Genomic DNA, 26,543 nt, shown 5'->3' on the forward strand with positions numbered 1-26,543 from the left:
CAACGAGATTGAGGAACCGCGACTCATTGCGACCCCAGCACCTGGCGACGGCCTCCGAAACCGTCATGTTCGGACGCACGGTCAGCGTGTCGCGCACCATGTGTGCCGCGGCGGAGTCCTCGGGCCGGTTGAACAGCGCACGCAGAACCGTTGCTTGCTCCATCGGCAGCAACGTCAGTAATGTCTCCCGCTTGGGTCCCTTTAAGCCCGCGCAGGGTGTTGGCGGCGTTGTCGGGAGTCGTGGGCATCGAGTAGTGGGGCTGCCAGCGGCGGGTCCATCGCCTGAAGTGCCCGCGCGGCCAGTTTGTCGTCAACGGACTCGAATAGCTCGACACCGCTGATGCGGTCACGAATAGCGGATAACGGCAAAGCTCCATGGATGACGCGCTCTGAGTCAGTCGCGCCGTTCGTGTCGCCGTTCATTGAACACGCGGGCAGCTTGGCACCTTCTCGCTTCGCGAGGATGCGTAATCATCATTTGTCTTGTCGGCCAACTGATTAGCGTCGCCATAGCCTGGAAGGTGCCGGAGTCGCTTTCCTTGACCCGGACCGCTAGACGCAAGGTCTGAGTCGCCACGAAGGTCAAGCAGTGCAGACTGCGACTTCTTGCGCCGCGGGGACGGTGTGCTAGTTTAATGAAAATGATTTTCAATTAGGTGTTGGAGGGGTGGCGTGCGCGCTCGCCGAGCCATGATGTCGGGCAACCCGGGGCGGGTTGGCGAGGGCCCGGGATGCGCATGCTGGTGAACCCGGGCGGGGGTGCGGGGTCTGTGCCCGCCCCGAGGGCCTCGGCGGCGCACGTCAGCGCGCTGAAGGATGTTGTCCGCTCGGTGTGTGGCCTCGGCGTCGATGCGCCGGTGCTGGTTCAGCAGTTGGCGTGCGCCGAGCCGGGATGTGCTCCGCTGGAGACCGTGGTCGCCGCGCTCGGGCCGCCCAGGCGCAGCTGGAAGTTCCCCGAGCCGAGCGCGGACGTCTCCCCGTCTGCGTTGCGAGCCGCAATCGTTGACTATCCGGAAGGACATCGGCATGCCGACCACGACTGACGACCGCGTGCCGGTGACGGTGATCACCGGCTTTCTCGGTGCGGGCAAGACCACGCTGCTCAATCGCATTCTCACTGAACAGCACGGCAAGCGGATCGCGGTGATCGAGAACGAGTTCGGTGAGGTGGGTATCGACGACGCCTTGGTGCTCGATGCCGAAGAGGAAATCTTCGAGATGAACAACGGCTGCATCTGCTGCACCGTGCGGGGTGATTTGATCCGGATCCTGGGTGCGCTGATGCGTCGTCGCGACCGATTCGACCACATTCTGATCGAGACCACAGGACTCGCCGATCCCGCGCCAGTCGCTCAGACGTTCTTCGTCGACGACGAGGTCCGCGACCAGCTGCGGCTGGACGCGATCGTCACGGTCATCGACGCCGCGCACGTCCTTGACCACCTGGACGAGGCCAAGCCCGACGGCGTGGAGAACGAGGCCGTCGAGCAGGTGGCCTTCGCCGACCGAATGATCCTGAACAAGACCGACCTGGTGACCCTCGAACACCTGGCGACGGTCGAAGACCGGTTGCGCAGCATCAATCGCGGCGCCGACATCGTGCGCGCCCAAAACGCCAAGGTCGACCTGAACCTCATCCTCGATGTCGGGGCCTTCGACCTGCAGAGGGTGCTGAGCGACGACCCCGCTTTCCTGCAGCAGAGTGATCACCAGCACGACCTGACCGTGACGTCGGTGGGAATCCGGGTCGACGGTGAGGTCGATGTCGAGAAATTGAACACCTGGCTGGGTCAGCTGCTCGCCGCCAAGGGTGTCGACATCTTTCGCAGCAAGGGGATTCTGGCGCTGGCCGGTCAGCAGCGGCAGTACGTCTTCCAGGGCGTTCACATGCTGTTCGACGGAGCCGAAGGCAGGCCCTGGGATGCGGACGAACCGCGCACGAACCGGCTGGTGTTCATCGGCCGCAACCTAGACCGCCAGGAACTGGAGTCGGCCTTCGGGGCCTGTCTGGTGACGACGCGGTGAGCCCGGCGGTCAATACGAGCAGCACGTGGCGTGTCGACGTCGACGATGCGGTCGTCGCCTTATCCCCCTCGCCAGAGGGCCGGGTGGCGGTCGCCGGCGCCGAGGGGTCGGTGACCCTGCTGTCCGTTGACGGCGTCGTCGAGCATCGGCAGGCCCTCTCACTGGGTTGTCTTGCGGTGGCGTGGTCGCCGGCCGCAGACCGGATCGCGGTCGGGTCCGTCGACGGTGTCGATGTGCTCGATACGGCGGGGGTAGTGGTCGGGCGCCGCCACGGCGGGTGGTGCTCATCGGTGGCGTGGAGTATTGACGGCGCCCGGCTCGCCGCCGGGGTGGGCCGCACCGCTGTCGTCCTCGACGGCGACGGCACTGAGCTGTTCGCCAGCGACCACGACAGCACCGTCACCGGAGTGGCCTGGATCAACCGCCGCTTCGCCGCCGCCGCGTACGGCGGCGTGCACGTGCGCCACGTAGCCCGCGGCGCCCCACCAGACGTTCTGCCGTTCACCGGTTCCCTCCTGGCGCTGGCGGTCAGCCCGGACCGCCGATGGGCCGCCAGCGGAAACCAGGACGCCACCCTGCATGTCTGGCGCATCGGCCGCCGCGGCGACGAACTGGAAATGTCGGGTTACCCGACGAAGATCAGCACGCTGGCCTTCTCCCCGGACTCCACGTTGCTTGCCTCTGGCGGCGGTCAGGACGTGACAGTCTGGGATTTCACCGGCCGGGGACCGCGCGGAAGCACGCCGCGGATCCTACGGGCCCACGACGACGTGGTGACCTCGCTGGCGTGGTCACCCGACGGCCAGCTGCTGGCCGCGGCAGCCGGCGACGGTCAGGTGGCATGGTGGACACCGCGCCGCGGCCGACCCGGTCACCCGCTGAGCGCACTGGATGCGCTCACCCGGCATTCACCCGCCACCGCGGTGGGCTGGGACCCAGCCGGTCGGCTGCTGGCCGGCTGGGCCGACGCCACCGTCGTCGCGCACGCCCCGGGCCGGGCCTGACCCCCGAACACCGATGCCGAGCCCTGATCGAGCGTCGCCAAAAGGCCGGTCAACCCCGCCCGCACAGCTGGTGCCGATGCGGCCGCTACCACACCGCCGTGGTGGTCACGGCCGTACGACCCGAGCGGGGTTCCAGGCGCGGGGAGCGAGCAGCCGCAGCCCGTTGAGGCCGACGATGATGGTGGAGCCTTCGTGACCGGCGACGCCCAGGGGCAGCGGCAGGTGTCCGGCGAGGTCCCAGATGACCAGCACGGCGATGAACGTCGCCGCGATGACCAGGTTGGCGACCACGACGCGGCGTGCCCGCCGCGACAGGGTGATGACGGTCGGGATGGTGGTCAGGTCGTCGCGGACCACGACCGCGTCAGCGGTTTGCAGGGTGAGGTCGGATCCGTTGCCTCCCATGGCGATTCCGGCATGGGCGGCGGCGAGCGCGGGGGCGTCGTTGATGCCGTCGCCGACCACGGTCACCCGCGCTCCTTGGGCCTCGAGCTCACGCACGGCGGCGACCTTGTCATCGGGCAGCAGCCCGGCCTGCACATCGGCGATCCCGACCTCCCGGGCGAGCCGGGTCGCGGTCGCGGCGTTGTCGCCGGTGAGCAATATCGGTGCGGCGCCGGTCAATTCGGTGACCGCCGCAACCGTCGCAGCGGCCTCGGGCCGGACTTGGTCGGTGATGGCGAGCACCGCGACCGGCTGCTGCTCACACAGCACGACCACTGCGGTGCGTCCGCTGTGCTGCAACCCGTCGACCGCCGCCCGGGCTGCCGCGGCCTGCGCGGTTTGCTCATCGTGCACCGAATCGAGCAGCGCCGCAGGCGAACCCACCCGGATGAAGTGCCCGTCGATAACTGCCGAGACCCCGCGGCCGGGCTGGGAGGCAAACTCGCCGGCGACCGGCAGCTGCAGGCCCCTGGCGTGGGCCGCGCGCACCACGGCCGCGGCAAGGGGGTGTTCGCTGGGATGCTCGGCGGCGGCGGCCAGCCGCAGGATCTGCTCGTCGGTGAACGCCGTACCGGGCAGAAGACGGATGTCGGCGAGTTCGGGGGTGCCGCGGGTGAGAGTGCCGGTCTTGTCGAACGCGACCCGGGTGGTGGTGCCCAGTTGTTCCATCACGACCGCGGATTTCACCAGCACGCCGTGGCGTCCGGCGTTGGCGATCGCGGCCAGCAGCGGCGGCATCGTTGCCAGCACCACCGCACACGGGGACGCGACGATCATGAACGTCATCGCCCGCAGCAGCGCGCTCTGCAGGGGATCACCGAACAGCAGCGGCACCACGAACACCGCAATGGTGACCGCGACCATGCCCAGCGAGTAGCGCTGCTCGACCTTCTCGATGAACAACTGGGTCTTGGCCTTGGTGCGGCCGGCCTCCTCGACCAGGGTGGCGATGCGCGCGACCACGCAGTCTTCGGCGCGACGGTCGACCCGCACCCGCAGGGCGCCGGTGCCGTTGAGGGTGCCGGCGAACACTTCGTCGCCGACGGTCTTGTCCACCGGCAGCGGTTCGCCGGTGATGGTGGCCTGATCGACCTCGCTCGCGCCACTGACGACCTCGCCGTCGGCGGCGATCCGGTCACCGGGCCGCACCAGGATCACATCGCCGACCTCGAGATCGGCCGCCTTGACGGTTTGCTCGCCGCCGCCCACGCTCAATCGGGTCGCGGTGTCGGGCGCCAGATCCAGCAGCCCGCGCACCGAGTCCTCGGTGCGCGCGGTCGCCAAGGCCTCCAAGGCGCCGGAGGTGGCGAAGATGACGATCAGCAACCCGCCGTCCATCACCTGCCCGATCGACGCCGCCCCGATCGCGGCCACCACCATCAACAGATCCACATCGAGGGTCTTCTCGCGCAGCGCCTGCAGCCCGGCCAGACCCGGCTCCCAGCCTCCGCTGACGTAGCAGGCCAGATACAGCGTCGACCACAGCCACGACGGCGCACCCAGCCGCTGGGCCGCGAGGCCCACCAGGAAAAGCGCCAATGCCGCTGCTGCCCAACGCATTTCGGGCAACTCGAACAACCGGGTCCGCCGCACCGGCCCAGCAGTGGGCGCGACGGTGGGGCGTGTTTGCGTCGCGGTCGACGAGGCCACCAGGCACCTCCAGATCTAGTGAGACGGACCAACCGACAATACCAGAATAGATGAACACGTCTTCATGCATGCTGGTGAGCTAGACTCTGCGGGTATGGGACACGGGGTGGTCGGCCGCGAGCCGCCGGTCACGCGCCTCGACGTCGAGGCCGCCACACACGTGGCAACCACGCTGCAGGCATTGGCCGCCCCGAGCCGGCTGCTGATCCTCACCGAACTGCGCCAAGGCCCCCGCCCGGTCACCGAACTCGCCGACGCCGTCGGCATGGAACAGTCCGCGGTCTCCCACCAGCTGCGGCTGCTGCGCAACCTCGGCCTGGTCACCGGCACCCGTACCGGGCGCAGCATCGTCTACAGCCTCTATGACAACCACGTCGCCGAACTCCTCGACCAAGCGGTCTACCACAGTGAACACCTGCGCCTCGGTTTCGCCGACCGGTCCGAAACCGCCAGCTGAGCTCCATTGGCGGAGCTAGCGGCCTCCGGGGCGGCACGGACTTCGACAACTCCCTGGCAGCGGTCGTGATCAGCCGCCAGCTGTCCGCGAAAGGCCCCTTGAGCCGGTCGACTCCGGCGAGGGGGTTCTTCGAGCAGGTCGACAAGCGCGCGTGGGTCGATCTGAGCGCAGATCGCCCCAACGACGATTGCATGGGGATTGCGTTCTCGCACAAGCTGTTTGACCGCTCAAGTACGGCGGAACGGTCGCGTGTGGGGAATTGGTCGAACCGCCCCATGACGGTTGGCCAGCCGTTGTACTCGGTCAATTCGGCTGTCGCAGCTTGCTCAAACGCGTGGTCGTTGGCGCGTGCAACGCTCTGAAGAAACTGTCAGAGCGGCGCAGGGGCGGAGGAGGAGTGATTTCTGGCCGCAGGCCCCGAAAGCACCTGAGGCATCCGAACCAGTAACGATGACATGGGATCGGGGCGGACACCGATTCCTTGTGACAAAGGGCTCTGATCGTCGAGCCGCCTCGTACGTAAGCTCCGCACTATGGAGGATCGCTACCTGAGAGCTACGGCGTTGCTCGATGTCGGTGATCCGCGCCTGCAGTCCCTCGTCGACAAGCGCGGCTGGATGCAGCTTCCCGAACGCGCGCGCATTGGCGCGATCTATGAGTTTGTCCGAAACGAGGTGCCCTTCGGGTACAACGTGTCCGACGACATCCCAGCGTCGGCCGTGTTGGTCGCCGGCTACGGCCAATGCAACACGAAAACAACTCTCTTGATGGCGCTGTTGCGAGCGAGCGGCATCGGTTGTCGCTTTCACGGCGCGACCATCGACAAGCGGCTCCAGCACGGGGTGATGGCCGGTCTGCTGTATCGGCTCGCGCCGCGCAGCATCCTCCACAGCTGGGCCGAGGTGTTCGTTGATGGTCGCTGGGTCGGACTCGAGGGCGTCATCCTCGACGACGCCTACCTCGACGGGATCCGGGCACGCACCGGCCAGGATGGCGGCGCGTTTCTCGGCTATGGCGTCGGTACCGACGACCTCGCAAACCCACCCATCGAGTGGACAGGAACAGACACCCGCATCCAGGCGACGGGCGTCAACCAGGACTTCGGCGTCTTCGACGATCCCGACACCTTCTACGTCGCCCACGGCGTCAACGCCCGCGGCGGCAAGGCGTGGCTGTATCGGCACCTCATGCGCAACGCCATGAACAACAGAGTGAACATGATCCGAACGACGGGCGCTGTCGCAGGCGATCGGTGCATGACGAGCCCGCCGACGAGCCACCCGAGTCCGTCGCAGTAGATACTCCGTCGCAACAGGTAGCGGACCTGTGCTTGTGTGGGCTTGTGCGGGCCCATGTAGAGGCTCCTAAGGGATGGCGGTTGGTTGCGGTCGACATCGCACGCACCGCGCTGCGACCAGCCTTGGTGCAGGCGTAAGCCCTGAACTTGTTGGATCGCAACGACTTTCATTGCCACAATTTCCCCACCTCCTTCGGGGATCGGTAGCTTAATAAAATTATTTCCGACACTGCGTCGCCAATGTGCCTGGGACTCCCTCGAAGCCGGGGATGCCTGCCTGTGGGCGCCGATACGGGTGTCGACTCCGCAGCGCGGCAGTGACGCCAACTCTCAGTAAGCGACAACCGGTCGTACCGGATTAGGCAGCGTAGAATCCGTTTGACATCGGGCAAGTCACTGAGCCCGCCAAGTACCGCGCGGATCGACGAGCTGCCGGACGAACGCATGACCTGGACCTACCGACGTCGGCCGGATTTCGGCGGCGAAGCCAGCTGTCCTGGCATGCCGCTTTGCCGACAAGTCGGTGCGCGAGACTCAGCCACGCAGCGGTGTCGGATCGGTCGACAACGAGCGGTTGTACGACGCGGTCCTGAACCCATTCACCGCGGCGAACCTACGCGATGGGCTATCACCGCTGACGGCGAGCCACCACGACGTCGTCGTGCGTGTGCTGTCCCTCAGGGCCGGCAGGCACCTCGCGTGGTCGTCGCCGGTGGATACGGACATCCCAGCCATCGGAAAGCAATTCAACGATGTCGTCGTGACTGAGGTAGTCGGCGGGGTCGAAGCCATGCGCCTTTGCCCGTTCCGCGTCGACGTCGGCGTGGTGCACGACGAGAAGGATGCCATGCGCGGCGACCGCCGAGACAAGTGCTTGTTGGCCCTCGCGCGCGTCCGAGTGACGCAAGGCCGGATAGAACGCGGTGACCAGATCGAAGCCGCACGCGGCAACCGGGGCATCTTCGAGTCTGGCTTGCACCCACTGCACGTCGACGCCGGCCTGCCGGGCTCGATGCGCCGCGTGCTCGAGTGCCACTCGTGAGACGTCAAGTGCCATGACGTTCCATCCGTGGGTGGCAAGCCAGATGGCCTCAGCGCCCACCCCGCAACCAATGTCGAGTGCGCGGCCCGGCCTCAATGCACCCGCCTCCGTGATCAGCACCGCATTGGGCTCGACGTCGGGAATTCTGTCCGCCAGGCTTGTATACCGCTCATCCCATTCGTCGGCGAGCACCGCGGCGGCGTCTGGTGGATCTGTCACGACGCAATGATCGCTGCTGCCTGGGCATGCACGCAAGCATCTTTCGCCGCAGAGACAACTGATCGATGCGGCACCCGGCGAGCGTTGCGGAGCTGCGGCGCGGCCGCCCCTGGCCCGCTGATCGAACATCACTAGCATGAGGATCAGCGCTCCGACAGGCTTGCTTCCGGTCACTTGTCCGGATTTTCAAAGCCGCCGAGACAGGAGGACAAGCGTGCCGGCGATCCCTGTGATTTGCCTGACCGGCTATCTCGGTGCTGGTAAAACAACTCTGCTCAACCACGTGCTTCGCAGTCCGGGAGCGCGGATCGGCGTGATTATCAACGACTTCGGTGAGCTCAACGTCGATGCCATGCTGGTGACCGGACAGATCGATGAGCCGGTGTCGATCGCAGGCGGGTGCATCTGCCATCTGCCTGACGACGGCGCGATCGACGACGCGCTGACCAAGCTCGCCGACCCTCGGCTCAATCTCGATGCGGTGATTGTCGAGGCCAGCGGTTTGGCTGATCCGCTGATAGTCGCCCGCATCGTCGGCTTCAGCAGGGTAGCCGGCCTACGGTACGGCGGGCTTGTCGACGTCATCGATGCCGCAACGCATTTCGACACCATCGATGTAGGCCAACTACCGCCCGCGCGCTATAGTGCCGCATCTCTCGTCGTCGTCAACAAGCTCGATCAACTCCCCGGCGGCGACCGCGACTCCATGCTTGAGCGGGTGGAACGACGGGTGCGCGAACGAAATTCACGAGCGACCGTCGTCGGGGCGGTCGGTGGACAAATCGACCCTCGACTGATCTACGACGTGGCGGGGTCGTGCGATCAACCCGGCCAGCTCTCGTTGCGCGAACTGCTCGTCGATGCCACGGACAACTCACACGCCGACGGACACGATCACGACCACGTGCACGCCGACTCGGTCGCGGTGACAAGCGATGGCGAAGTCGATCCGGGCGCTCTGATCGACCTGCTCGAGGATCCGCCTGCAGGAGTGTACCGGCTCAAAGGCGCCGTGATGGTGCGATACGGACGGGCCACGCCGACCTTTGCGGTCAATCTGGTCGGCACGACGATTCATATCGCGAACGCGCCACCCGCAGCGACAGCCAACTTTCTCGTCGCGATCGGGATGCGCCTCGACACTGATGCGGTGCGTGCCCAGCTCACTACCGTGCTGCGTCCTTGCACCGACTCGGCGACCCTCGCCGACATTCACCGCTTCCGGCGATACCGTCGCCGCAGCCTCTGACTGGTTCCGACGTGACGACGGCACAGCCTTCCCGCTATACCTGCGCGCTCAAAGTCTTTCCGGTCCGGTCCGCGACATCCTGTTGGGCTGCTCCCGGGCCGATCCGATCGCCGCACTGGTGATTGCCGGGATCGCCCTCGCAGCCCTCACGTTGTTCACTGTCACTTCGCTAACGATGCCGGAATGCGCACCATCGCTACCAACGAGTTTGCACATCCGTGACGGCCTGGTTGGGTGTTGGGTCTGCGACTGATGAGGCGTCGGACTGGACGGCGATTGCTGGAAAGGGCTCAACTCCACAAAGGGGTCGACGTCTTGCTGTCTTTGCTCATGCAAACGGTTTTTCGCCCTCTGCTGTGAATCGCCGCCACAGCCAGTCGCAGTGGCCGGACATCGCCTACGAGCGCCCGCGCCCGATCACCAGCCGCCGGCCCAGCACCGAATCGTCGAGTGTGCCTTCGTGCCAGGCGAGATGTCCGTTGACCCAGGTGGATACCACTGTGCTGCGTAAGTTTTCACCGTCGAACGGTGACCAGCCGCACTTGGACAGCAGCTGCTTCGACTCGATGCGCTGCGGCCGGCGCGGGTCGACCACCACCAGGTCGGCATAGGCGCCCTCGCGCAGGTAACCGCGCTCGGCAATGCCGAAGAGCACCGCGGGTGCATGGCAGGCTCGTTCGACCAACGTCTCGATCGGCAGTTCGCCGTCGAGCACGCGCTCGAGCGCGACCTGCAAGCAGTGCTGCGCTAGAGGGAGGCCCGCAGGCGCCTTGAGGTAGGGTTCCGCCTTTTCTTCGCGGGTATGCGGCGCATGGTCGGTGGCAAGTACGTCGAGGGTGCCGCTCGCGAGCGCGGCGAGCAGCGCCGTGCGATCACGCGCGAACTTCACCGCGGGGTTGCACTTGATCAGGTTGCCGAGGCGCGGGTAGTCCTCGGCATCGAAATGCAGGAAGTGCACGCAGGTTTCGGCGGTGATGCGTTTGTGCGCCAGGGGCGTGTCATGTTCGAGCAGGTCGAGCTCGTCGGCTGTGGACACGTGTAGCACGTGCAGGCGGGCGTCGTGCCGACGCGCAAGCTCCATCGCGAGTCGCGTCGACTTGACGCAGGCCTCGGCGCTGCGGATGTATGGGTGCCGCGTTGCGTCTAGCGCATCGCCGAAGCGGGCCTTCTCGATCGCGAAGTTTGCATCGACAGTGGGGGTGTCCTCGCAGTGGGTGCTGACCAGCGTGCGGGCCTCACGGAAGATTGAGTCCAGCGTCGCTGGGTCGTCCACCAGCATGTTGCCGGTGGAGGCGCCCATGAAGACCTTGATGCCGCACCCATCCCGGTGCGTGAAGCGACGGATTACCTCGATGTTGTCGTTGGTCGCGCCGAGGTAGAAAGCGTAGTTGGCCAGCGAACAACGCGCCGCCCGTGCGTACTTGTCGGTGACCGCCTCGAGCGTGGTCGCGGGCGGGCGCGTGTTCGGCATCTCCATGAAACTGGTGATGCCGCCGGCCACCGCGGCCCGCGACTCAGTGGCGATCGTCGCCTTGTGCTCGAGCCCTGGCTCACGGAAATGCACCTGGTCATCGATGAGTCCCGGCAGCAACCAGGCGCCGTTGGCGTCGACCACCCGGTCGTTGGGACGGCCAGGCAGGTGCCGCCCAATCGCCTCGATGCGCTCGCCGCGCACTCGTAGGTCGGCCTCCGTGCTGCGGCCCTCGTTGACGAGCCGCGCGTTCCGAATCAGCCAATCGCCCATGTCGTTTTCCGCCAAGATCGAACCAGTGATCAGGTATCAGATGCTGAGTCGGCGATAGCATTGCAGGCGACGGACATTGGCGGCTGGTGCGGGGCCGGCCCGCGCGCGCAGCGCAGCGTCGAGTCGGACACGTACCTCGTTGGTGTCGAGGTCGATCCCGATCGCAACCAGGCAGTTGGTTGGTACCGACAGTGGTGTACTCGCAATGTGAATCGAGGTCCCGACCAGATGGACCACATAGGTCCGAACCGATGCGCGATATTGCACCGCCACCGCCCCCTTGAGCCGGTACACCCCGGCGGGCGGTTCTTCGAGCAGGTCGACGAGCGCGCTTGGGTCGATGCAACCGTTGCTGGTCACGGTGACTGAGTCGGCATGCACGTGGTGGTGGCCGTGCGCAGGAACGTTTGTCATGGTGTCGACGAATAGTTCGCGCAATGAGAGCTGGCCTGATTCGTCGTGGGAACCGGCCACGTCGTAAAGCAGCGTGGGGTCGATCTGCGCGCCGATCGCTCCCACGACGATCGCATGTGGATTGCGTTCTCGCACGCGCTGTTCGACGCGCTCGAGTGCGACGGGACGGTAGCGTTGGGGGAATTGGTCGAGTTTGTTGACGACGACAAGTGATGCCGCACCGTAGCGTGCGGGAGCCACACTGCTGACGTCAACGGTGTCGAAGTGTGTTGCGGCATCAATGACATCGACGAGGCCCCCGAAACGCACGCCATCGACCCCGCTGAAACGGATGATCCGGGCGATCGCAGCCGGGTCGGCCAAACCGCTGGCTTCGACCATGATTGCGTCCAGTCTGAGCTGGGGATCAGCGAGTTTACTCAGCGCATCGTCGAGCCCGCCGTCATCAGGCAAGCAGCAGATGCAGCCGCCGGCGATGGAGGCAGGTTCGTCAATCTGTCCGGTCACCAGCATGGCGTCGACATTGAGCTCACCGAAGTCGTTGATAACCACGCCGATTCGCGCTTGCGGACTACGAAGTACGTGGTTGAGGAGACTCGTTTTGCCAGCGCCGAGGTAGCCGGTCAACGCAATGATGGGGATCGCCTGCACGCTTGTCCTTCCGAATTCCAGCGGCGCTTAGTTCTGGTGGCCGGCTCGGGCGAGGGTCAGACCGGCCTGCAATCGCTTCGGCAGCTTTGCCCGGTCCCACTTTCCGGAGGCGACCCACCGGGCCACCACCTTCGCATCGGCGTCGGTATCGACCGGGCCGACCCAGATCACCGCGCCGCTGGGAGTTCGGTCACCCGTGCACGGCTGCAGCAGGACTATTGGCCCTCGGTTGGGACTGGTTCTCGCACAGGTTAATTCGCCGAGCAGGCATTCAGTCTTCACTAACAGCCCATGCCGACATCGGCGTACGACGCCACGCAGCAGCCACATGAGCAGAGGTTCCGGCTCACCGAAGCATCGCATGCATACCGCGGCGGTGAACGGTTGGTCGGTATAGCCACGACCCGACATACGGGCATCCGCCATCAAATCTGGTCCCCGTCGATAGTGCCGGGGTGCAAGGCGTTCCGATTTTCTGCGACCGTGTCGTAGGTATCAGCGCGCCAATCGTCGAAGGGATCGACATAGTCGGCCCAGCGCTCGGGCCGGGAAAGCTCGTCGTCGGTCAGTAGCGCCCAACGCAGAGCTGTGAGGAGCCGGTCAGGATCGGCACCACAAGTAAGGATGCTCAGCGCGATGTGTCGGTCGCCATGGTCGTCATCCCATTGCGCGGCGGCGAAGGTCCGACGGCTGGGGTCGGCAGCGGCCCGCTCGGACGGGTCCATCGCGGCCAGCCAGTGGCCGACGTTGCCGAGGCAAAGCTCCGCTCCCGTCGATCCGATCCACACCACTGTGTCGGGCTGGCTGGCCAGCCATAGCCGGCCGCGAGCGCGCACCACGCCGTCGAGCAGAACATCGATCGCGGTGTGCAGCCGGTCGGGATGAAACGGCCCCGTTGCGGTAAAAACGACCAGGGACACGTCGCCTTCGGGGACCAGCGGCGGCTCTCCGGTAAGGAGCGCTTCATGAGGGTCGAAGTCGGCACCTCGCCGCGCCAGCGGGTGCAGGTCCCGTATCGTCGCCTCAATGTTGGCTATATCGACCGTGATTCGCGATCTTGGCGCCAGCCGCCGAAGTACCGCCTCGGTTCTCTGGTCGCGTTCCGTCAACACCAGCACGTCGGCGAACTCCGCTTGGTCGACCACCACCTGCGCGGCGCTGCGTTGGTCATCGAGTTCGGTATCACCGACAGCGTGGGCCAACCAGCTACCGGTATCGACGCATGTGACGACAGCGGTGAGATGAACATCGAGCGATGCCGGCCCGTCTTCGTAGCCGCGACCAACTCGCACCGACGTGTGATTGATCGCGTGACAAATCGGGTCAGGCTCCGTCCACTCGCCGAACAGCACGACGATACGGTCCACGTCCCGTCGGCGATGCATCCGCCTTAACAGAATCAGCAGGTCGTCGTGGATCGTCGACGCGGCATCCGCGTCGGCCAGCTCAAGGATCCAGTCACTGGCCCACACTTCGCCCGCGCGGCGCATGCTCACGCGCCTGCGCACCACATGCCTTTCGATGGCATAGCTGATCACCGCGGTGCCTTGCGCTTCCATCAAGGTGGCGGCGGCCCGATCGGGATGCCCCTGCCCGCCGACGAGCACCACGGGAGTACGCATAGCGCTCTCCTTATCGACAATCATTTTCATCTAGCGATAATTCACGGTACAGTCCAAGCCGGATGTTGTCGAAAATCATTTTCATTAACGCGGTTCGGCATCGCGGGTCCACGTGAGCAAGGGAGCAATCTATGGGTCGACTCACCGGCAAAGTCGCATTCGTGACGGGTGGGGCGCGTGGCCAGGGCCGCAGCCACGCGGTGCATCTGGCCGACGAAGGCGCCGATGTCATCGTCGTTGATATCGGTCAGGACATCGCCACCAACCAATATCCGCTCGCTACGCAGGCGGACCTCGACGACACCGTGAAGCTCGTCGAGAAGTCCGGTCGCCGCGCGATAGCCGCCCAGGTGGACGTTCGCGATCGGACCGCTCTGAAAAAGGTCCTCGATGAGGCCGTCGCCGAACTCGGTGGCTTGCACGTTATCGTCGCCAACGCCGGAATCTGTCCTCTCGGCAACGATGTCCCCGCCCAAGGCTTTGTCGATGCGTTTGACGTCGACTTCATCGGCGTCGTCAACACCGTCCATGTGGGACTGGCCCATTTGAAGACCGGCGCCTCAATCATCGTTACCGGATCGGTAGCCGGGCTGGTGCCGCAAGCCGGTGGCGTCAACGGCCAAGGTGGACTACAGGGACCCGGTGGAGACGGTTATGGCCTGGCCAAGAAGATGATTCGCGACTACACGCGTTCGCTGGCGTTGACGCTAGGTCCGCAACGGATCAGGATCAACGCCATCCACCCGACCAATGTCAACACAGACATGCTGCACAACCCGGCCATGTATCAAACCTTTCGGCCCGATGTCGCGAAGCCGACTCGTGAAGATGCCGAAGTGACTTTCCCGTTCATGCAAGCGATGCCGATCCCCTACATCGATCCCTCCGATGTGTCGCATGCCGTGGTGTACCTGGCCGCCGACGAATCGCGTTACGTCACCGGGCAGCAGCTCTTTGTCGATGCTGGGGCGTCATTGAAGCTCGGCATCTGAATGGACCCAGGGACGGACGTTGAGTAGCGGCCGGTAACTGCGGGATGTCCAACTCATCCAAGTGCCACAGACCGGTGTCCAGCACTTCTGCCAGCTCGACTCGGCCGCGGTCGGTAGGCACGATGCGGGCTGATGGATTCAACCGCCGCAGCACCGCAGCCACTCGCGCACAAGCGTTCTCGCTGACTAGATCGGTTTTGTTGAGGACAATCACGTCGGCGAATTCGACTTGGTCGACGAGCAGATCGGCAATGCTGCGAATGTCGCCGTCGCCTGCGGCAAGGTCGCGATCCGCCAACTGCTCGCCGCGCACGAGCTCGCTCAGAAACGTCGAGGCGTCGATCACGGTCACCATGGTGTCCAGCCGCGCGACGCTGCCGAGGCTGAACCTGTTTTCGAACTCCCAGCTGAACCTCGCCACGGCCGGCATGGGTTCGGAGATACCCGTCGACTCGATCAGCAGGTTATCGAAACGACCGTCGGAAGCCAGGCGGGCAACCGACTCGATGAGATCTTCACGCAGCGTGCAGCAAATGCACCCGTTGGTCAGTTCGACCAGCTTCTCCTCGGTGCGGTCCAGGTAGCCGGTCCCTGCGACCAGGGCAGCGTCGATATTCACCTCGCTCATGTCGTTGACGATTTACCGCGACCCGCCGGCCCTCCCGGTTGGACAGAACATGATTCAGCAGGGTCGTTTTCCCGGCGCCGAGGAAACCGGACAGGACGGTTACCGGAAGCAGATTAGAGCGTTGCGATGCCATCACTTAACGATAATAATTTTCATTAAGGTGGCAAGGAAGACACCCGGCACGGCCTCTCAGGTCTCAGCGCACCGTGGGCAGGTTCCGTAGAAGTCGATCTCGTGGGGCGAGGTCGGTGTAGCGGTGCTGCTGAGCGAGTTGGCTTGTAAAGGCTTCAATTTCGCCGGCGGTGAAGCCGATCGCGCGCCCGCACCGCCGGCATAGTAGGTAGTGGCGGTGCTCGGGTGTGGCGCGCAGCCGGCAAAGCGTCTCACCGTCTTCGGCGCGCTGGGTTTCGCAGATTTTCATGTCGGCGAACGCGTGCAGGATCCGGTACACGGTCACCAGCCCGATCCGGACGCTGTGGCGTTGACCGAGATCGCGATGGAGTTGCTGGGCGCTACGGAAGCGGTCGCTGCGACCCAGCAGCTCGAGCACGGCTCGTTGCTGGGTGGTCATTCGGGTCTGGCGTAGCGCCTGCGGCGCGGGCATCGTTGCGCTCCTAAGCGTCCCGCGTTATGGCGCGGCCACGGCACGCCGTGGCTGGCGGCCTCGGGCGGTTGTCACGGCGGCGAACAGGTAGATCGTGGCGGCGGTGCTCATGATGGTGAAGGTGGCCGGCGCCGCCGGAACTGCGTAGGCGATGGTGACACCAATCCAGATCGCGGCCGTGGCCAACACCGCGGACAGCCAAAACCCGTGCCAGGGCTGGGTCGTCAGCTGTGCGGCTGCGGCGGCCGGCGCGGCGAGCAGGCCGAGCACGACAAGCGCGCCGATGATCTGGGTGGCCTCGGCGACGGTGACCCCGACAACGACCAGGAAAAGCGCACCCAGCAGCCGGGTCGGCACGCCGGCGGCCTGGGCGACGGCCGGATCGATGGTGGCGAACAGCAGCGGTCGGGCGATCGCGATCAGCACGACGCCCACACCGACGGCGACCGTGACCGCCAGGGTCCTGGCCTGTTCATTGATCCCGAAGATGCTGCCGAACAAGACATTAACGTTGGCTGTGCCGTTGTTGCCGCTGCCGTGGGTGGTGTAGTAGGTCAAAAACAGCGCGCCCAACCCGAGCATCCAGGAGAAAAACGAGCCGATCGCGACGTCGTCGGCGCCGCGACGGCCGAGCACACCCAGCGCGACTCCGGCCACGATGGTGGCGGCGAACAACCCGACGCGGGGGTCCAGCCCGGCCACCAGCGCCGCCATCGCGCCGGTGTAGGCGATGTGTCCTTGTGCATCGCCGGCGAACACCTGGCCGCGCAACACGAGGAAGTAGCCGACCAGACCACACACCACCGCCACCGCGGTCCCGGCCACCAGCGCGTGGGTGATGAAGGGGTGGCCCAGCATGTTCGCGAAACCGGTCAGCGGCCCCGCCGCGCTAGCGCGCCCGTCGATTATCGTCATGCCGCCACCGCGGGGCGAGCCGGGGAGTGCCGCCGTCGGTTGATCCGCCCGAGGGTCCGCTCGACGCTCGCTCGGTAGCCGGCGGCCAATAGATAGATGCCGAACGCGAAACTGCTCACCCAGAACCCGATCGGATATGGCGAATAGAACGCGCAGCCGATGCCGACCCACGTCACGGCGACCGCGATCAGGACCGAGATCGCAATACCCATCGCGGGACGCGCGGTGAAGTGGAAGGCGGCCGCGGGCGGGGCCACCAACAGCGCGAACACCAAGAGGCTGCCGGTGATCTGGCTGGCACCGGCCGCGGCAGCACCGAGCACCAGCAGGAACACCCCGGCGACGAGTCGGATCGGGACGCCGTTGACGGCGGCGGCATCGGGATCGATCGATGCCCACAGCAGTGGCCGCCCGATCGCGGCCAACACGATCAAGCACACCAGCGTGGTGATGAGCAGCACGTGAAGCTGCAGAGAGCTGACCCCGGCGATGGTGCCGAACAGCAGATTGGTCAACCCGGACAGGAATCCGTGATAAAGGCTGACGAACAGGAACCCGGTCGCCAGTGCGAGGGCTTGAATCGTGCCGATCCCGGCGGACGCCTCACCGAAGCCGCCCCGCCCGCCCGCCCGGGTCGGCGCGGGCAGCAGCGCGATCGCCGCCGCGGCGCCGATGCAGGCCGCGAAGTAGCCGTAGCCGGTGGCCACCCCGAGCCACGCCGCGGCGGCGGCGCCCGGGAAGCCGACGACGGCCAGGGTGTGCCCGGCGAAGCTTTCCTTGCGCAACACCATCACCCAGCCGACAACACCGGCGAGAACTGCGACGACGGTGCCGGCGCGCAGTGCGGTGACCATAAACGGGTAGGCCCACATCTGCTGGACATCGGTGATCAGATTCCAGGTCAGCTGCGGATTCATCCGTGCGCTCCGTCGACGTGGCTGGCGGGAACATCGGGTTGCCCGACAACGAACAGGCGCCCGGCCCGGTCCTGAAGCACTTCGATCGGGACGCCGTAGAGCGCGCTGAGCTGATCGGCGGTGATCACCTGCTCGGGCGTTCCGATCACGGCCGACCCGCGGGCGAGGTAAATGACGCGATCCAGGTAGGGCAGGATCGGGTTCACGTCGTGGGCCACCATGACCACCGCGACGCGGTCGCGGCGGCAGATGTCGCGCACCAGGGCGCTGATCCCGGCCTGGCTGGGCACGTCGAGACTGTCGAGCGGCTCGTCGAGCAATAGCAGTTCCGGCCGGCGAATCAGGGCCTGCGCGATCAGCAGCCGCTGCTGTTCACCACCCGAGCAGCGGCCGATGGGGCGCCGCGCATAGTTGGCGGCGCCGACTACCTCGATCACGTGCTCGAGCCGGCGTCGCCGTTGCGCGAACCGTCGCGGGGCCAGCAGTCGGGTCAGCCACGGTACGGGTGTTCCCCAGCGTGCGCCGTCCAATCCCAGGGCCACCACGTCGATCCCGCGGATGCGCACGCTGGCGTCGAACGCGCGCCGTTGCGGCAGATACCCGATCCGTTTGTTGCGCCGGCCGGGGCGCGCGCCCAGCACCTCAACCATGCCGTGCGACGGTGTCAGCCCGAGCAGCACCTTGATCAGGGTCGACTTTCCGCAGCCGTTAGGTCCAAGCACCGCGACGAACTCCCCGGCGGCGACTTCGAGGGACACATCCGACCACACGGTCGCCCCGCCCACCACGGCCGAGGCGCCCCGCATCCGGACCGCGACCCCGTCGGCAACCGACGCTGGGGCGCCCTGCCGGCTAGCGTCGGGGACCGTGCTAGTCACCTACTTTCCCGTCGCGCTGTGCAAAGCATCGGCCAGGCCAGACAACTGGGTGGATTGCCAATCTTGAAACGACGCATTCGCCGGCGACAGTGTCTCGGTCACGGCAGTGACTGGAATGCCCCGTTTCTTAGCCGCGTCGACCTGGGCCTGCACATCTGGGGTGCTGTTTTGGCTGTTCAACACGTACACCTTGATCGTCTTCGCGGCGATCTGCTGGTCGATGGTCGCCTTGTCCGCCGGCGACGGATCGGTGCCCTCACTGATCGCCTTGAGGAATTCCGGCGGCGTGATCAGGTTGAGCCCCAACGCCTCCGAGAGCGGAGAGAAGATCGATTCACTAGCACCGACTGGCGTTCCCGCGTACTTGGCTTTAATGCTGGCGATCAAGCTGCGGTAGTTGGACAGGCCCTGGTTGAGGAACTGCTGGTTCTGCTGGTCGAAATATCCCGAGTCATTCGGGTCCGCCTTCTTGTAGGCGGCGGTGATCGCGTTGGCCACCTTGGTGACTGAAGCGGGCGAATACCACTGGTGCGGGTTGCCGCCCGCGGCAACCCCGACGGTGCCGCCGACATTGACCACTGTGCGCTGCGGATTCGGGTCGGACGCAAGCATTTTGTCGGCCCAGGCGTCGTAGCCGATGCCGTTTTCGACCACGATCTTCGCGTCGGCAACCCTGCGGGCATCAGCGGCCGATGGCTCATAGCTGTGCGGGTCGGTGTCGGGGTTGGTGATGATGCTGGTCTCCTGCACCCGGTCACCGCCGAGCTGTGAGGCGATGCTGCCCCACGCGTTGATCGTCGCGACAACCGCGAGTTTGGGGCCGGCCCCCATGCTGCTGGGTCCGGTTCGCGGTGCGTTGGTGCTGCTACACCCAACCACGCCCAGCAGTACCGCGGCGGTGCTCAGCGCCGTCCATATCGCTGCCCTGCGCCGAACAGGTCGACCCGTCATCAGACCGAGACAACGCTTGACCTGCAGCCGAATCCGGCGGCCCTCCGAGGGCAGGTAGTACGTCTTGAGCTGGATGTTGGGTGACCGGCGCCGACGAGTTCGGCGATGTGAATGCGACACCGAGTTACCAAAACCCGGTGCCCGGCCGTTCACTTGGCAATGAGCAGACACTGTTCCGTCCCGGACCCTGTCAGCCTTATTGAAAATGATTTTCGACAGGCCCTGTCGGAGACCGTACCGTACCAGTAGCTCTAATGAAAATGATTACCAACAAGGGGACTGATGCGGACACCCGTCATCCTGGTTGCCGGCCAGACCGACACGGACCCGGTCGTGGGGACGTTGCTGCGCACCCCCGGGACGTTGGTCGTCGAGCATCGTTTCGACGGGCATGTGGTGCGCCGGACGATGGTGATGCTCCAGCACGGCGTGTTGACCACTACGGAGACTGGCCTCGAACTCGCGCATGGCTGCGTGTCGTGCACCATCCGCAACGATCTCCTTGTGCTGTTGCGTCAGCTGCACCGCCGCGACGACGTGGATCGCATTGTGGTGCACCTGGCGCCGTGGCTGGAACCCGAACCGATCTGCGTGGCCATCAACCATGTCCGAATCCGCGTGGCGCCAGGGTATGTCGACGGGCCGGCGGTCCTGGATGTGTCGATCGCGGCGGTGGTGACCTGTGTCGATTCATCGGTGTGGCTGAGCCAGGCGCTGGGCGACGCCGAACTCGATGACGGGCGCACCCGCGCTCAGGTGGTGGTCGGACAGGCCGAGTTCGCCGACGTGGTCGTGCTCAACCGCCCTAATCCGATCGCGGCTGCCGTGCTACGCCGGCTGTCACCGCGCGCACGGATTCACGTGGGCGCCGAGGGCATCGGGCAAGCGTTGGACAATCTATTCGTCGATGCGCGGCGAGGCGAAAGCGACGACCCGCACGGTCCGTTGCTGGCCGGACACCCACCCCTGGATTCCAGAGGTCCAGTCAAACTGGTCGAGTTCACTGCCAGGCGCCCCTTCCATCCGCAGCGTCTGCACGCGTGTCTGGACGTGTTGCTCGACGGTGTGATCCGAACCCGGGGACGGCTGTGGTTGGCCAGCCAACCCGAGCAGGCGATGTGGTTGGAATCGGCCGGGGGCGGATTGCGGGTCAGTTCGGCCGGCAAATGGCTGGCCGCCCTAACCGGCCCTGAGCTTGCCGACATCGATGCAGAGCGCCGCCTTTTCGCGGAGCTGGCATGGGACGACCGCTACGGAGATCGGCACACCGCGATGACCGTCCTGGTGTACAGCGCCCACCCCGCCGAAATCCTCCACGCCCTCCATGGAGCGCTGCTCACGAACGACGAGCTTCGCACCCCGCAGGACTGGATCGGCTACCACGATCCGTTCGGCGACTGGCACGAAGACCCCTGCGAAGCACCAGCCGAAGATGACGAAGACACGCCTGCCCACCACACCCAGCACGGAGAACGATGATGAAACCCGGAATCCACCCCGATTACCACCCCGTCGTCTTCCAAGACGCCACCACCGGTGCGATGTTCCTGACCAGATCGACCCTCACCAGTTCGCGCACCATCGACTGGGAGACACCGGGCGGGGTGCGCACCTATCCACTTGTCGTCGTCGAAGTCACCGCGGATTCGCACCCGTTCTGGACCGGCAGCCGCCGCATCGTCGACAGCGCCGGACAAGTGGAGAAATTCCACCGCCGCTACGGCAGCCGGCAACCGTCCACACCCAAACCGGACGCAGAAGCCGCACACTGAAACCCGGATCGACCGCGAAGCTGGCGCGAAGGTCGGCGACGGAAATCTTTTCGTCGCCGACCACAACAAACCCCCGTACGCTGCGGCGAGCGCGAGGAGTACGCCAAGCAGGTCAAGCCACGGGCCCAGGCTTTTGACCACACCGCAGAAAGAGCCTAAGTCGCGAGGCATTTGGGTTACATCAGCCCAGGGAAGGCCGACGTATCCGCCGGCGCTTTCGGCTCAGACCTACTCATCGCCGTAGGGTCCCCCGACGGGGGAGCGGCCCTATCAGCCGGCGGTGGTCCAATTCGTCCGGCTTGACCAGCATGAACGCCTGGCTTCTGACTTCGCCTCAGCTTCACACGCGGAAGGTCGCTGGTTCGATCCCAGCCGGGACCACCGGAATCCTTGCACTTCAGGCCTAATTTTCAGCCGGCATGTGTAGCCGAGCCGGAACCCGAGCATCCCCCACGAAATCGTGATCGACTACTCCTAACCCGACAACCTTTCAGTGTGTAAGGACGGTGGACGATGGCAGCCAATCAGGAGGGGATCGGCGTGCTGAAACTCGAATGCCCGCAGCGCCACCCGGTGGGCAGGATCCTCAAGGAGGCCCCGCATCAGGCCGTCCAGTACGACCCCGGCGCCCAGGTCGGTACCCGCCGGTTCTGGCCGGATGAGCAGGACCAGCCGCAGTTCACGATTCACTGCCGCTTCTGCGACAAATCCGTGGGCGAGGCGACGACCGCCCTGCAAAACCAGCTGGCCAGCCTGGTCGACGACACCGCGCAGACCATCCGAACCGCCACGCTGCAATACGCATAGGGGCGTTACAGTCTGGGGGCGCGATGTTGCGCCGTCGAGAGGAGCCCCGTGGCGACACCGGACAGCGGTCCCCGCCCTCCCGAAGGCGATTGGCTGGGCACTCCGTACCTGAGATTCGAGCGCCAGGGGCCGATCGCGGTGTGCACGATCGACCGCCCGGAAGCCAAGAACGCCTTCACGCCGGCGATGTACTTCGGAATCCGTTGCGCCGTAGGGCGCCTCAACGAGGATCCGGACCTGGCCGGGCTGCTGATCACCGGGACCGGCGACATCTTCGCGCCCGGCGGCGACATGGGCGGCGGGGGAGGCACCGACGACTGGATGACCTTCGGCTCGGCGCTGGGCATGGACGTCACGCCGTTCGACGCGGTGCGGACCTCGGCCAAGCCCGTCGTTTGCGCGGTCAACGGGCTGTGCCAAGGCGGCGGCATGCAGATCGCGCTGTGCAGCGACCTGTCCGTGGTCAGCGAGCGGGCCACGTTCCGCGTGCCGGAGCTGTTCCGCGGCTACGCCGACACCTACTACAGCCAGATGCTGGCCCGCCTCATCGGGCCGGTCCGCACCCGCGACCTGATGTTCACCGGGCGGGTGCTCACCGCGGCCGAAGCCCTCGACTGGGGCCTGGTCACGCGGGTGGTGGCCCACGGGACTCTGCTCGCCGCGGCCAAAGACCTGCTGGCGCAGGCCTGCCGGACCGCGCCGCGCGCCCGCGGCGTGATCAAGTCCAGCATCGACAGCTACCTCGGGCTGTATGACCGCATCGGCATGACCGCCAGCCTCAGCGACGCCGAGGCCCGGGAGGGCTTCCGCGCGTTCAAGGAACGGCGCTCGCCGGACTGGGTGCATCCGGAGCTGCGCGCCGAGGGACGGCTATAGGTCGATCCACTCGCCGTGGGGGGCGACCCGCAACACGTCGCCGATCCCGGCGGCGTCGAAGGCCGCGGCGAATTCGTCGGCGCCCTCGGTGAAGTGGGCCCAGCCGTCGACGTGGGCCGGGATCACCACCTCGGCGCCCAGCACCTCGGCGGCGGCGGCCGCGCGCGCCGAGGTCAGCGTCAACGGCCGNGTAGGCGTGCTCGCCGGGCGGATCGAAGGTCGGGTCCATCACCAGGCGGCGACCCGCGATATCGACGACGGTCGTCGGGCCGCCTAGCACCGTGACCGCGAATTCGCGTCGCCGAGCGTCAAACATTGCGCACCCGGCCTTGCCAAAACGGTTCACGCAGCGCGGTTTTGAGGATCTTGCCGCTCGGGTTGCGCGGCAGCGACGGCACGAAATCGACCGTCCGCGGGCATTTGTAGCCGGCCAGGTGCCGGCGGCAGAACGCGATGATGTCGTTCGCGTCGACCTCGCCGGTGGGGACGACGATCGCCTTGACCGACTCGCCCCAGTAGTCGTCGGGAACGCCGATGATCGCGGCGTCGGCGACGGCGGGGTGCTCGATCAGCACGCTCTCGACCTCCGGCCCGTACACGTTCTCGCCGCCGGTGATGATCATGTCCTTGAGCCGGTCCTCGATGTAGACGTAGCCGTCGGCGTCCAGGCGCCCGATGTCGCCGGTGCGCACCCAGTCGTCGGCGGTGATCGTCTCGGCGGTCGCCTCGGGCCGGTTCAGGTAGCCGGTCATGTTCTGGTTGCTGCGCACCCAGATCTCGCCCGGCTCACCGGGCGGCAGCACGTCGCCCGTCTCGGGGTGGACGATCCGAATCTCGCAGCCCAGCACGGCTTTTCCGGCCGACAGCTGCAGGCCGGGCCGGTCGGGGTCGCGGTGGTCGGCGTCGCCGAGCGCGGTGACCGCCCCGCACAGCTCGGTCTGCCCGTACACCTGGACGAAGCTCGTCTTCGGCCAGGTCTGGAGCGCGCGGTGCAGCAACGGCAACGGCATGGGGGCGGCGCCGTACACGATGTAGCGCAGGCCCGCGATCGCCGCGCTCGCCGTCTCGCCGGCCTGAAGGAACCGCGCGATCACGGGCGGCACGAAGAACGCGTGCGTCGCGCCGTCCCGCACCGCCCCGATCAGGGCGGCGGCATCGGGCTCCCGGGTCATGATCGTCGGCGCACCGGCCCGGATGCCGAACAGCGCATAGCCGATTCCCCCCACGTGGAAAAGGGGCATGCAGACCAGGTTTGCGTCGCCGTCGCCGAACGGGAAAGCCGGCGCGAGGTTGGCCGCGTGGTTGGCCAGGGCGCGCTGGCTCAGCAAGACACCCTTGGGCCTGCCCGTGGTGCCGGAGCTGTAGATCACCAGCGCCGTCTCGCTCTCGTCGACCTCCTCGGCCGGCGCGGGCGAGGCCGCGACGAGCAGCGATTCGTACTCGTCGTCGACAACGACCACGCGTTCGACGCCGGGGAGCCCGTCGACCGCCGCACGCAGTTCGGCGCCGACGAACAGCAGCCGGGGGCGGCTGTCGTCGAGCACGTGGGCGAGCTCGTCGCCGGACAGGCGCCAGTTGACGACGGTGGTCACCGCGCCGATGGACGCGGCGGCGAACAGGATTTCCAGGCAGGCCGGGTGATTCTTGTCCAGGAATGCCACGCACTGGCCCCGCTGCACGCCGGCCTCACGCAGCGCCCCGGCCGCACGCCGAATCCGCGCCGCCCACTGGGCCCACGACCACTGCCGATCGCCGAAGCGCATCGCCATGTCGTCGGGCCGCCGCCGGGCGTGCCGCTCGACGAACCCGGCGAGCGTCTCGGTCGAGGCATCGGTGTGCGTGTGTTCCACACACCGAGTGTGCCCTGAGGTCTTTGCGTGTGCAGAGGGGGTGGAGATTCGGCCGCTGTTCCGCCACCCGCTCACTATTAACGCCGTGGTCGCACACGGGCGTCGGTGCGCCATGCCAATCGGCTCCGGTCAAAGAGGCTGCGCCACAGGGATTGCCGCCTGGCAGGGCTGGTTCCGCGCAAGCTGAGCCGCTACTCGCCGACCTCGCCGACCTCGCCGACCTCGGAGTCCAGCTCGTCATCCGAGTTCCGTCGTCGCGCTCGTCTCACCGACAGCCAGGCCAAGAGCAGTCCTGCACCCAGCACCGTCGCTTTCAAGAGCACGAAAAGAGCTGCGCCGTCGGCCGAAAGGCCGTAGACGAAGACCGCCGTGATCACCGACGCCACGATGGCAACAACCACGGCGGCGAGCGGCTTGTTCACCGCGATCTTGCGCCTCACGAGCCCGGCCTATTGGGAACCGTGGCACCATTGGGGCCCTTCTTCGACGGCGGCACCACCGTATTGGGGTTGCTTGCGTTGCGCGATTTGGCGTTCTGGTCGAGCCCGTCCATGCAGCCAGCGATGTAGTCCGTCTTGTTGAGCCCCCCGTCTGGCCGGGTCAATGGGTTGTTGTCGGAGTTGAACGCCTTTTCGCACGCCTCCTGGTGCGAGACCGGCCCCACGTTCTGCAATTCAGTGAGGCTGAAGTATCCGAAGGCGGCCATCTCGGCGTCGCCATGGGTGGCGCTGTCCAGGCCCATCTTGTAGGACTGCGAAGACTTGTCCACGGCACGGCTTCCGCCGCCGAAGGGTCCGGCTGTCAAGAAGATTATGGCGGCGACGATGGCAACGGCGGCGCCCGCGACGACGAAGGCGACCTTGCGTTGCCGAGGCTGGCGAGACCAAAACTGCCGACCATCGTCCCGCGCCTTATTCACACGGGGGCGGACTTGCTCCCACGGGTTCGGTACCCCGGCGGGCTCGGGCGGCGGGGGAGGCGTCTGTGGTGGGGGCGGGGGCACCGGCGGCGCGTGGTCGGGCGCCGTCGGGGCCGTGTTCTTTCGCTGACGGTGCGGAGTCCAGTTCTGACCATCCCAATAACGTTGTGCAGTCGAGTTTTCCGGATCGNGTGTGCCCTGAGGTCTTTGCGTGTGCAGAGGGGGTGGAGATTCGGCCGCTGTTCCGCCACCCGCTCACTATTAACGCCGTGGTCGCACACGGGCGTCGGTGCGCCATGCCAATCGGCTCCGGTCAAAGAGGCTGCGCCACAGGGATTGCCGCCTGGCAGGGCTGGTTCCGCGCAAGCTGAGCCGCTACTCGCCGACCTCGCCGACCTCGCCGACCTCGGAGTCCAGCTCGTCATCCGAGTTCCGTCGTCGCGCTCGTCTCACCGACAGCCAGGCCAAGAGCAGTCCTGCACCCAGCACCGTCGCTTTCAAGAGCACGAAAAGAGCTGCGCCGTCGGCCGAAAGGCCGTAGACGAAGACCGCCGTGATCACCGACGCCACGATGGCAACAACCACGGCGGCGAGCGGCTTGTTCACCGCGATCTTG

Annotated in this window: 25 protein-coding genes and 4 pseudogenes; 11 read left to right on the forward strand and 18 right to left on the reverse strand. The window is 66.2% G+C overall.

The features are described 5' to 3' along the window. Positions 1-43 precede the first annotated feature (43 nt). Positions 44-339: pseudogene (locus BN4348_RS62710) on the reverse strand (magnesium transporter MgtE N-terminal domain-containing protein); the annotation flags it as partial. Between the two features lie 431 nt (positions 340-770). Here BN4348_RS62710 and BN4348_RS35905 point away from each other — a divergent pair. Genes BN4348_RS35905 through BN4348_RS35915 form a run of 3 tightly spaced genes read left to right on the forward strand, consistent with a single transcriptional unit; the run spans position 771 to position 3,029 of the window. Further along, a complete protein-coding gene (locus BN4348_RS35905; protein ID WP_142308644.1) occupies positions 771-1,043 on the forward strand; it encodes a hypothetical protein in 273 nt (90 codons plus the stop codon). Next, positions 1,027-2,025, forward strand: a complete 999-nt coding sequence (locus BN4348_RS35910) for a CobW family GTP-binding protein (protein WP_066910026.1) — start codon at positions 1,027-1,029, stop codon at positions 2,023-2,025. Before BN4348_RS35905 ends, BN4348_RS35910 begins: the two co-directional genes overlap by 17 nt. Beyond that, entirely contained in the window at positions 2,022-3,029 is a 1,008-nt protein-coding gene (locus BN4348_RS35915; protein ID WP_066910029.1) for a WD40 repeat domain-containing protein, read from the forward strand. The genes BN4348_RS35910 and BN4348_RS35915 overlap by 4 nt, the downstream gene beginning before the upstream one ends. A gap of 105 nt (positions 3,030-3,134) precedes the next feature. Here BN4348_RS35915 and BN4348_RS35920 read toward each other — a convergent pair whose 3' ends face one another. Next, entirely contained in the window at positions 3,135-5,123 is a 1,989-nt protein-coding gene (locus BN4348_RS35920) for a heavy metal translocating P-type ATPase (RefSeq protein WP_308204242.1), read from the reverse strand. 94 nt (positions 5,124-5,217) lie between these two features. Here BN4348_RS35920 and BN4348_RS35925 point away from each other — a divergent pair, with 94 nt between their 5' ends. Beyond that, entirely contained in the window at positions 5,218-5,580 is a 363-nt protein-coding gene (locus tag BN4348_RS35925) for an ArsR/SmtB family transcription factor (protein WP_066910035.1), read from the forward strand. A gap of 533 nt (positions 5,581-6,113) precedes the next feature. Further along, the gene (locus tag BN4348_RS35935) at positions 6,114-6,878 is read left to right on the forward strand and encodes a transglutaminase-like domain-containing protein (protein WP_066910041.1); all 765 of its coding nucleotides are present in this window, start codon (positions 6,114-6,116) and stop codon (positions 6,876-6,878) included. A 627-nt stretch (positions 6,879-7,505) separates the two neighbouring features. Here the strand turns inward: BN4348_RS35935 and BN4348_RS35940 are convergent. Further along, entirely contained in the window at positions 7,506-8,312 is an 807-nt protein-coding gene (locus tag BN4348_RS35940) for a class I SAM-dependent methyltransferase (protein WP_235852662.1), read from the reverse strand. Positions 8,313-8,352: 40 nt separating this feature from the next. Between BN4348_RS35940 and BN4348_RS35945 the strand changes: the two genes are divergently transcribed. Beyond that, a complete protein-coding gene (locus BN4348_RS35945) occupies positions 8,353-9,387 on the forward strand; it encodes a CobW family GTP-binding protein (RefSeq protein ID WP_066910055.1) in 1,035 nt (344 codons plus the stop codon). A 397-nt stretch (positions 9,388-9,784) separates the two neighbouring features. On the opposite strand, the gene BN4348_RS35950 is transcribed toward BN4348_RS35945, so the two are convergent. The 3 genes from BN4348_RS35950 to mrf (BN4348_RS35960) all read right to left on the reverse strand — a co-directional run bounded on the left by BN4348_RS35950 (position 9,785) and on the right by mrf (BN4348_RS35960) (position 13,818). Continuing rightward, a complete protein-coding gene (locus tag BN4348_RS35950) occupies positions 9,785-11,146 on the reverse strand; it encodes a dihydroorotase (protein WP_211145687.1) in 1,362 nt (453 codons plus the stop codon). Positions 11,147-11,167: 21 nt separating this feature from the next. Continuing rightward, complete coding sequence (locus tag BN4348_RS35955; protein WP_066910060.1) at positions 11,168-12,196, reverse strand: CobW family GTP-binding protein; 1,029 nt, start codon at positions 12,194-12,196, stop codon at positions 11,168-11,170. A 425-nt stretch (positions 12,197-12,621) separates the two neighbouring features. Beyond that, positions 12,622-13,818 (reverse strand): ribosome hibernation factor-recruiting GTPase MRF, encoded by a 1,197-nt coding sequence (gene mrf, locus BN4348_RS35960; RefSeq protein WP_066910063.1) that lies wholly within the window; start codon positions 13,816-13,818, stop codon positions 12,622-12,624. A gap of 131 nt (positions 13,819-13,949) precedes the next feature. Between mrf (BN4348_RS35960) and BN4348_RS35965 the strand changes: the two genes are divergently transcribed. Then, positions 13,950-14,810: a mycofactocin-coupled SDR family oxidoreductase gene (locus BN4348_RS35965; RefSeq protein WP_066910065.1), complete on the forward strand. Its 861-nt coding sequence runs from the start codon at positions 13,950-13,952 to the stop codon at positions 14,808-14,810. Positions 14,811-14,871: 61 nt separating this feature from the next. Here BN4348_RS35965 and BN4348_RS35970 read toward each other — a convergent pair. The 7 genes and pseudogenes from BN4348_RS35970 to rpmB form a co-directional block, all read right to left on the reverse strand. Further along, positions 14,872-15,571, reverse strand: a pseudogene (locus tag BN4348_RS35970) (GTP-binding protein); the annotation flags it as partial. A gap of 63 nt (positions 15,572-15,634) precedes the next feature. Next, positions 15,635-16,042, reverse strand: coding sequence for a Fur family transcriptional regulator (locus BN4348_RS35975; protein WP_235852664.1), 408 nt, complete (start codon positions 16,040-16,042; stop codon positions 15,635-15,637). 24 nt (positions 16,043-16,066) lie between these two features. Further along, positions 16,067-16,957, reverse strand: coding sequence for a metal ABC transporter permease (locus BN4348_RS35980; RefSeq protein ID WP_084454001.1), 891 nt, complete (start codon positions 16,955-16,957; stop codon positions 16,067-16,069). Continuing rightward, positions 16,954-17,874, reverse strand: coding sequence for a metal ABC transporter permease (locus BN4348_RS35985; protein WP_066910068.1), 921 nt, complete (start codon positions 17,872-17,874; stop codon positions 16,954-16,956). The genes BN4348_RS35980 and BN4348_RS35985 overlap by 4 nt, the downstream gene beginning before the upstream one ends. Beyond that, complete coding sequence (locus tag BN4348_RS35990) at positions 17,871-18,752, reverse strand: metal ABC transporter ATP-binding protein (protein WP_235852665.1); 882 nt, start codon at positions 18,750-18,752, stop codon at positions 17,871-17,873. The genes BN4348_RS35985 and BN4348_RS35990 overlap by 4 nt, the downstream gene beginning before the upstream one ends. Further along, on the reverse strand, positions 18,753-19,583 hold the full coding sequence (locus tag BN4348_RS35995) for a metal ABC transporter solute-binding protein, Zn/Mn family (protein WP_235852847.1): 831 nt from the start codon (positions 19,581-19,583) through the stop codon (positions 18,753-18,755). A 138-nt stretch (positions 19,584-19,721) separates the two neighbouring features. Next, positions 19,722-19,874: pseudogene (gene rpmB, locus BN4348_RS60355) on the reverse strand (50S ribosomal protein L28); the annotation flags it as partial. A 111-nt stretch (positions 19,875-19,985) separates the two neighbouring features. Here rpmB and mrf (BN4348_RS36000) point away from each other — a divergent pair. From mrf (BN4348_RS36000) to BN4348_RS36015, 4 genes are all read left to right on the forward strand, one after another. Then, on the forward strand, positions 19,986-21,182 hold the full coding sequence (gene mrf, locus BN4348_RS36000; RefSeq protein ID WP_066910080.1) for a ribosome hibernation factor-recruiting GTPase MRF: 1,197 nt from the start codon (positions 19,986-19,988) through the stop codon (positions 21,180-21,182). Further along, the gene (locus tag BN4348_RS36005; protein WP_066910083.1) at positions 21,182-21,475 is read left to right on the forward strand and encodes a type B 50S ribosomal protein L31; all 294 of its coding nucleotides are present in this window, start codon (positions 21,182-21,184) and stop codon (positions 21,473-21,475) included. The genes mrf (BN4348_RS36000) and BN4348_RS36005 overlap by 1 nt, the downstream gene beginning before the upstream one ends. A gap of 513 nt (positions 21,476-21,988) precedes the next feature. Further along, positions 21,989-22,282: a hypothetical protein gene (locus BN4348_RS36010; protein WP_066910086.1), complete on the forward strand. Its 294-nt coding sequence runs from the start codon at positions 21,989-21,991 to the stop codon at positions 22,280-22,282. A 48-nt stretch (positions 22,283-22,330) separates the two neighbouring features. Further along, positions 22,331-23,158 (forward strand): enoyl-CoA hydratase/isomerase family protein, encoded by an 828-nt coding sequence (locus BN4348_RS36015; protein ID WP_066910089.1) that lies wholly within the window; start codon positions 22,331-22,333, stop codon positions 23,156-23,158. Here BN4348_RS36015 and BN4348_RS61155 read toward each other — a convergent pair. The 5 genes and pseudogenes from BN4348_RS61155 to BN4348_RS36040 all read right to left on the reverse strand — a co-directional run. After that, positions 23,153-23,350, reverse strand: a pseudogene (locus BN4348_RS61155) (MBL fold metallo-hydrolase); the annotation flags it as partial. The gene BN4348_RS36015 and the pseudogene BN4348_RS61155 sit on opposite strands and share 6 nt — an antisense overlap. 116 nt (positions 23,351-23,466) lie before the next feature. Continuing rightward, complete coding sequence (locus tag BN4348_RS36025; protein ID WP_066910095.1) at positions 23,467-25,008, reverse strand: long-chain-fatty-acid--CoA ligase; 1,542 nt, start codon at positions 25,006-25,008, stop codon at positions 23,467-23,469. Between the two features lie 191 nt (positions 25,009-25,199). Continuing rightward, entirely contained in the window at positions 25,200-25,430 is a 231-nt protein-coding gene (locus BN4348_RS36030) for a hypothetical protein (RefSeq protein ID WP_160040322.1), read from the reverse strand. Positions 25,431-25,444: 14 nt separating this feature from the next. After that, positions 25,445-25,813, reverse strand: a complete 369-nt coding sequence (locus tag BN4348_RS36035) for a hypothetical protein (RefSeq protein ID WP_142308646.1) — start codon at positions 25,811-25,813, stop codon at positions 25,445-25,447. A 489-nt stretch (positions 25,814-26,302) separates the two neighbouring features. Then, on the reverse strand, positions 26,303-26,533 hold the full coding sequence (locus BN4348_RS36040) for a hypothetical protein (protein WP_160040322.1): 231 nt from the start codon (positions 26,531-26,533) through the stop codon (positions 26,303-26,305). Between the last annotated feature and the right edge of the window lie 10 nt (positions 26,534-26,543).

This window comes from Mycobacterium interjectum (assembly GCF_900078675.2).
Taxonomy (GTDB): Bacteria; Actinomycetota; Actinomycetes; order Mycobacteriales; family Mycobacteriaceae; genus Mycobacterium; species Mycobacterium interjectum.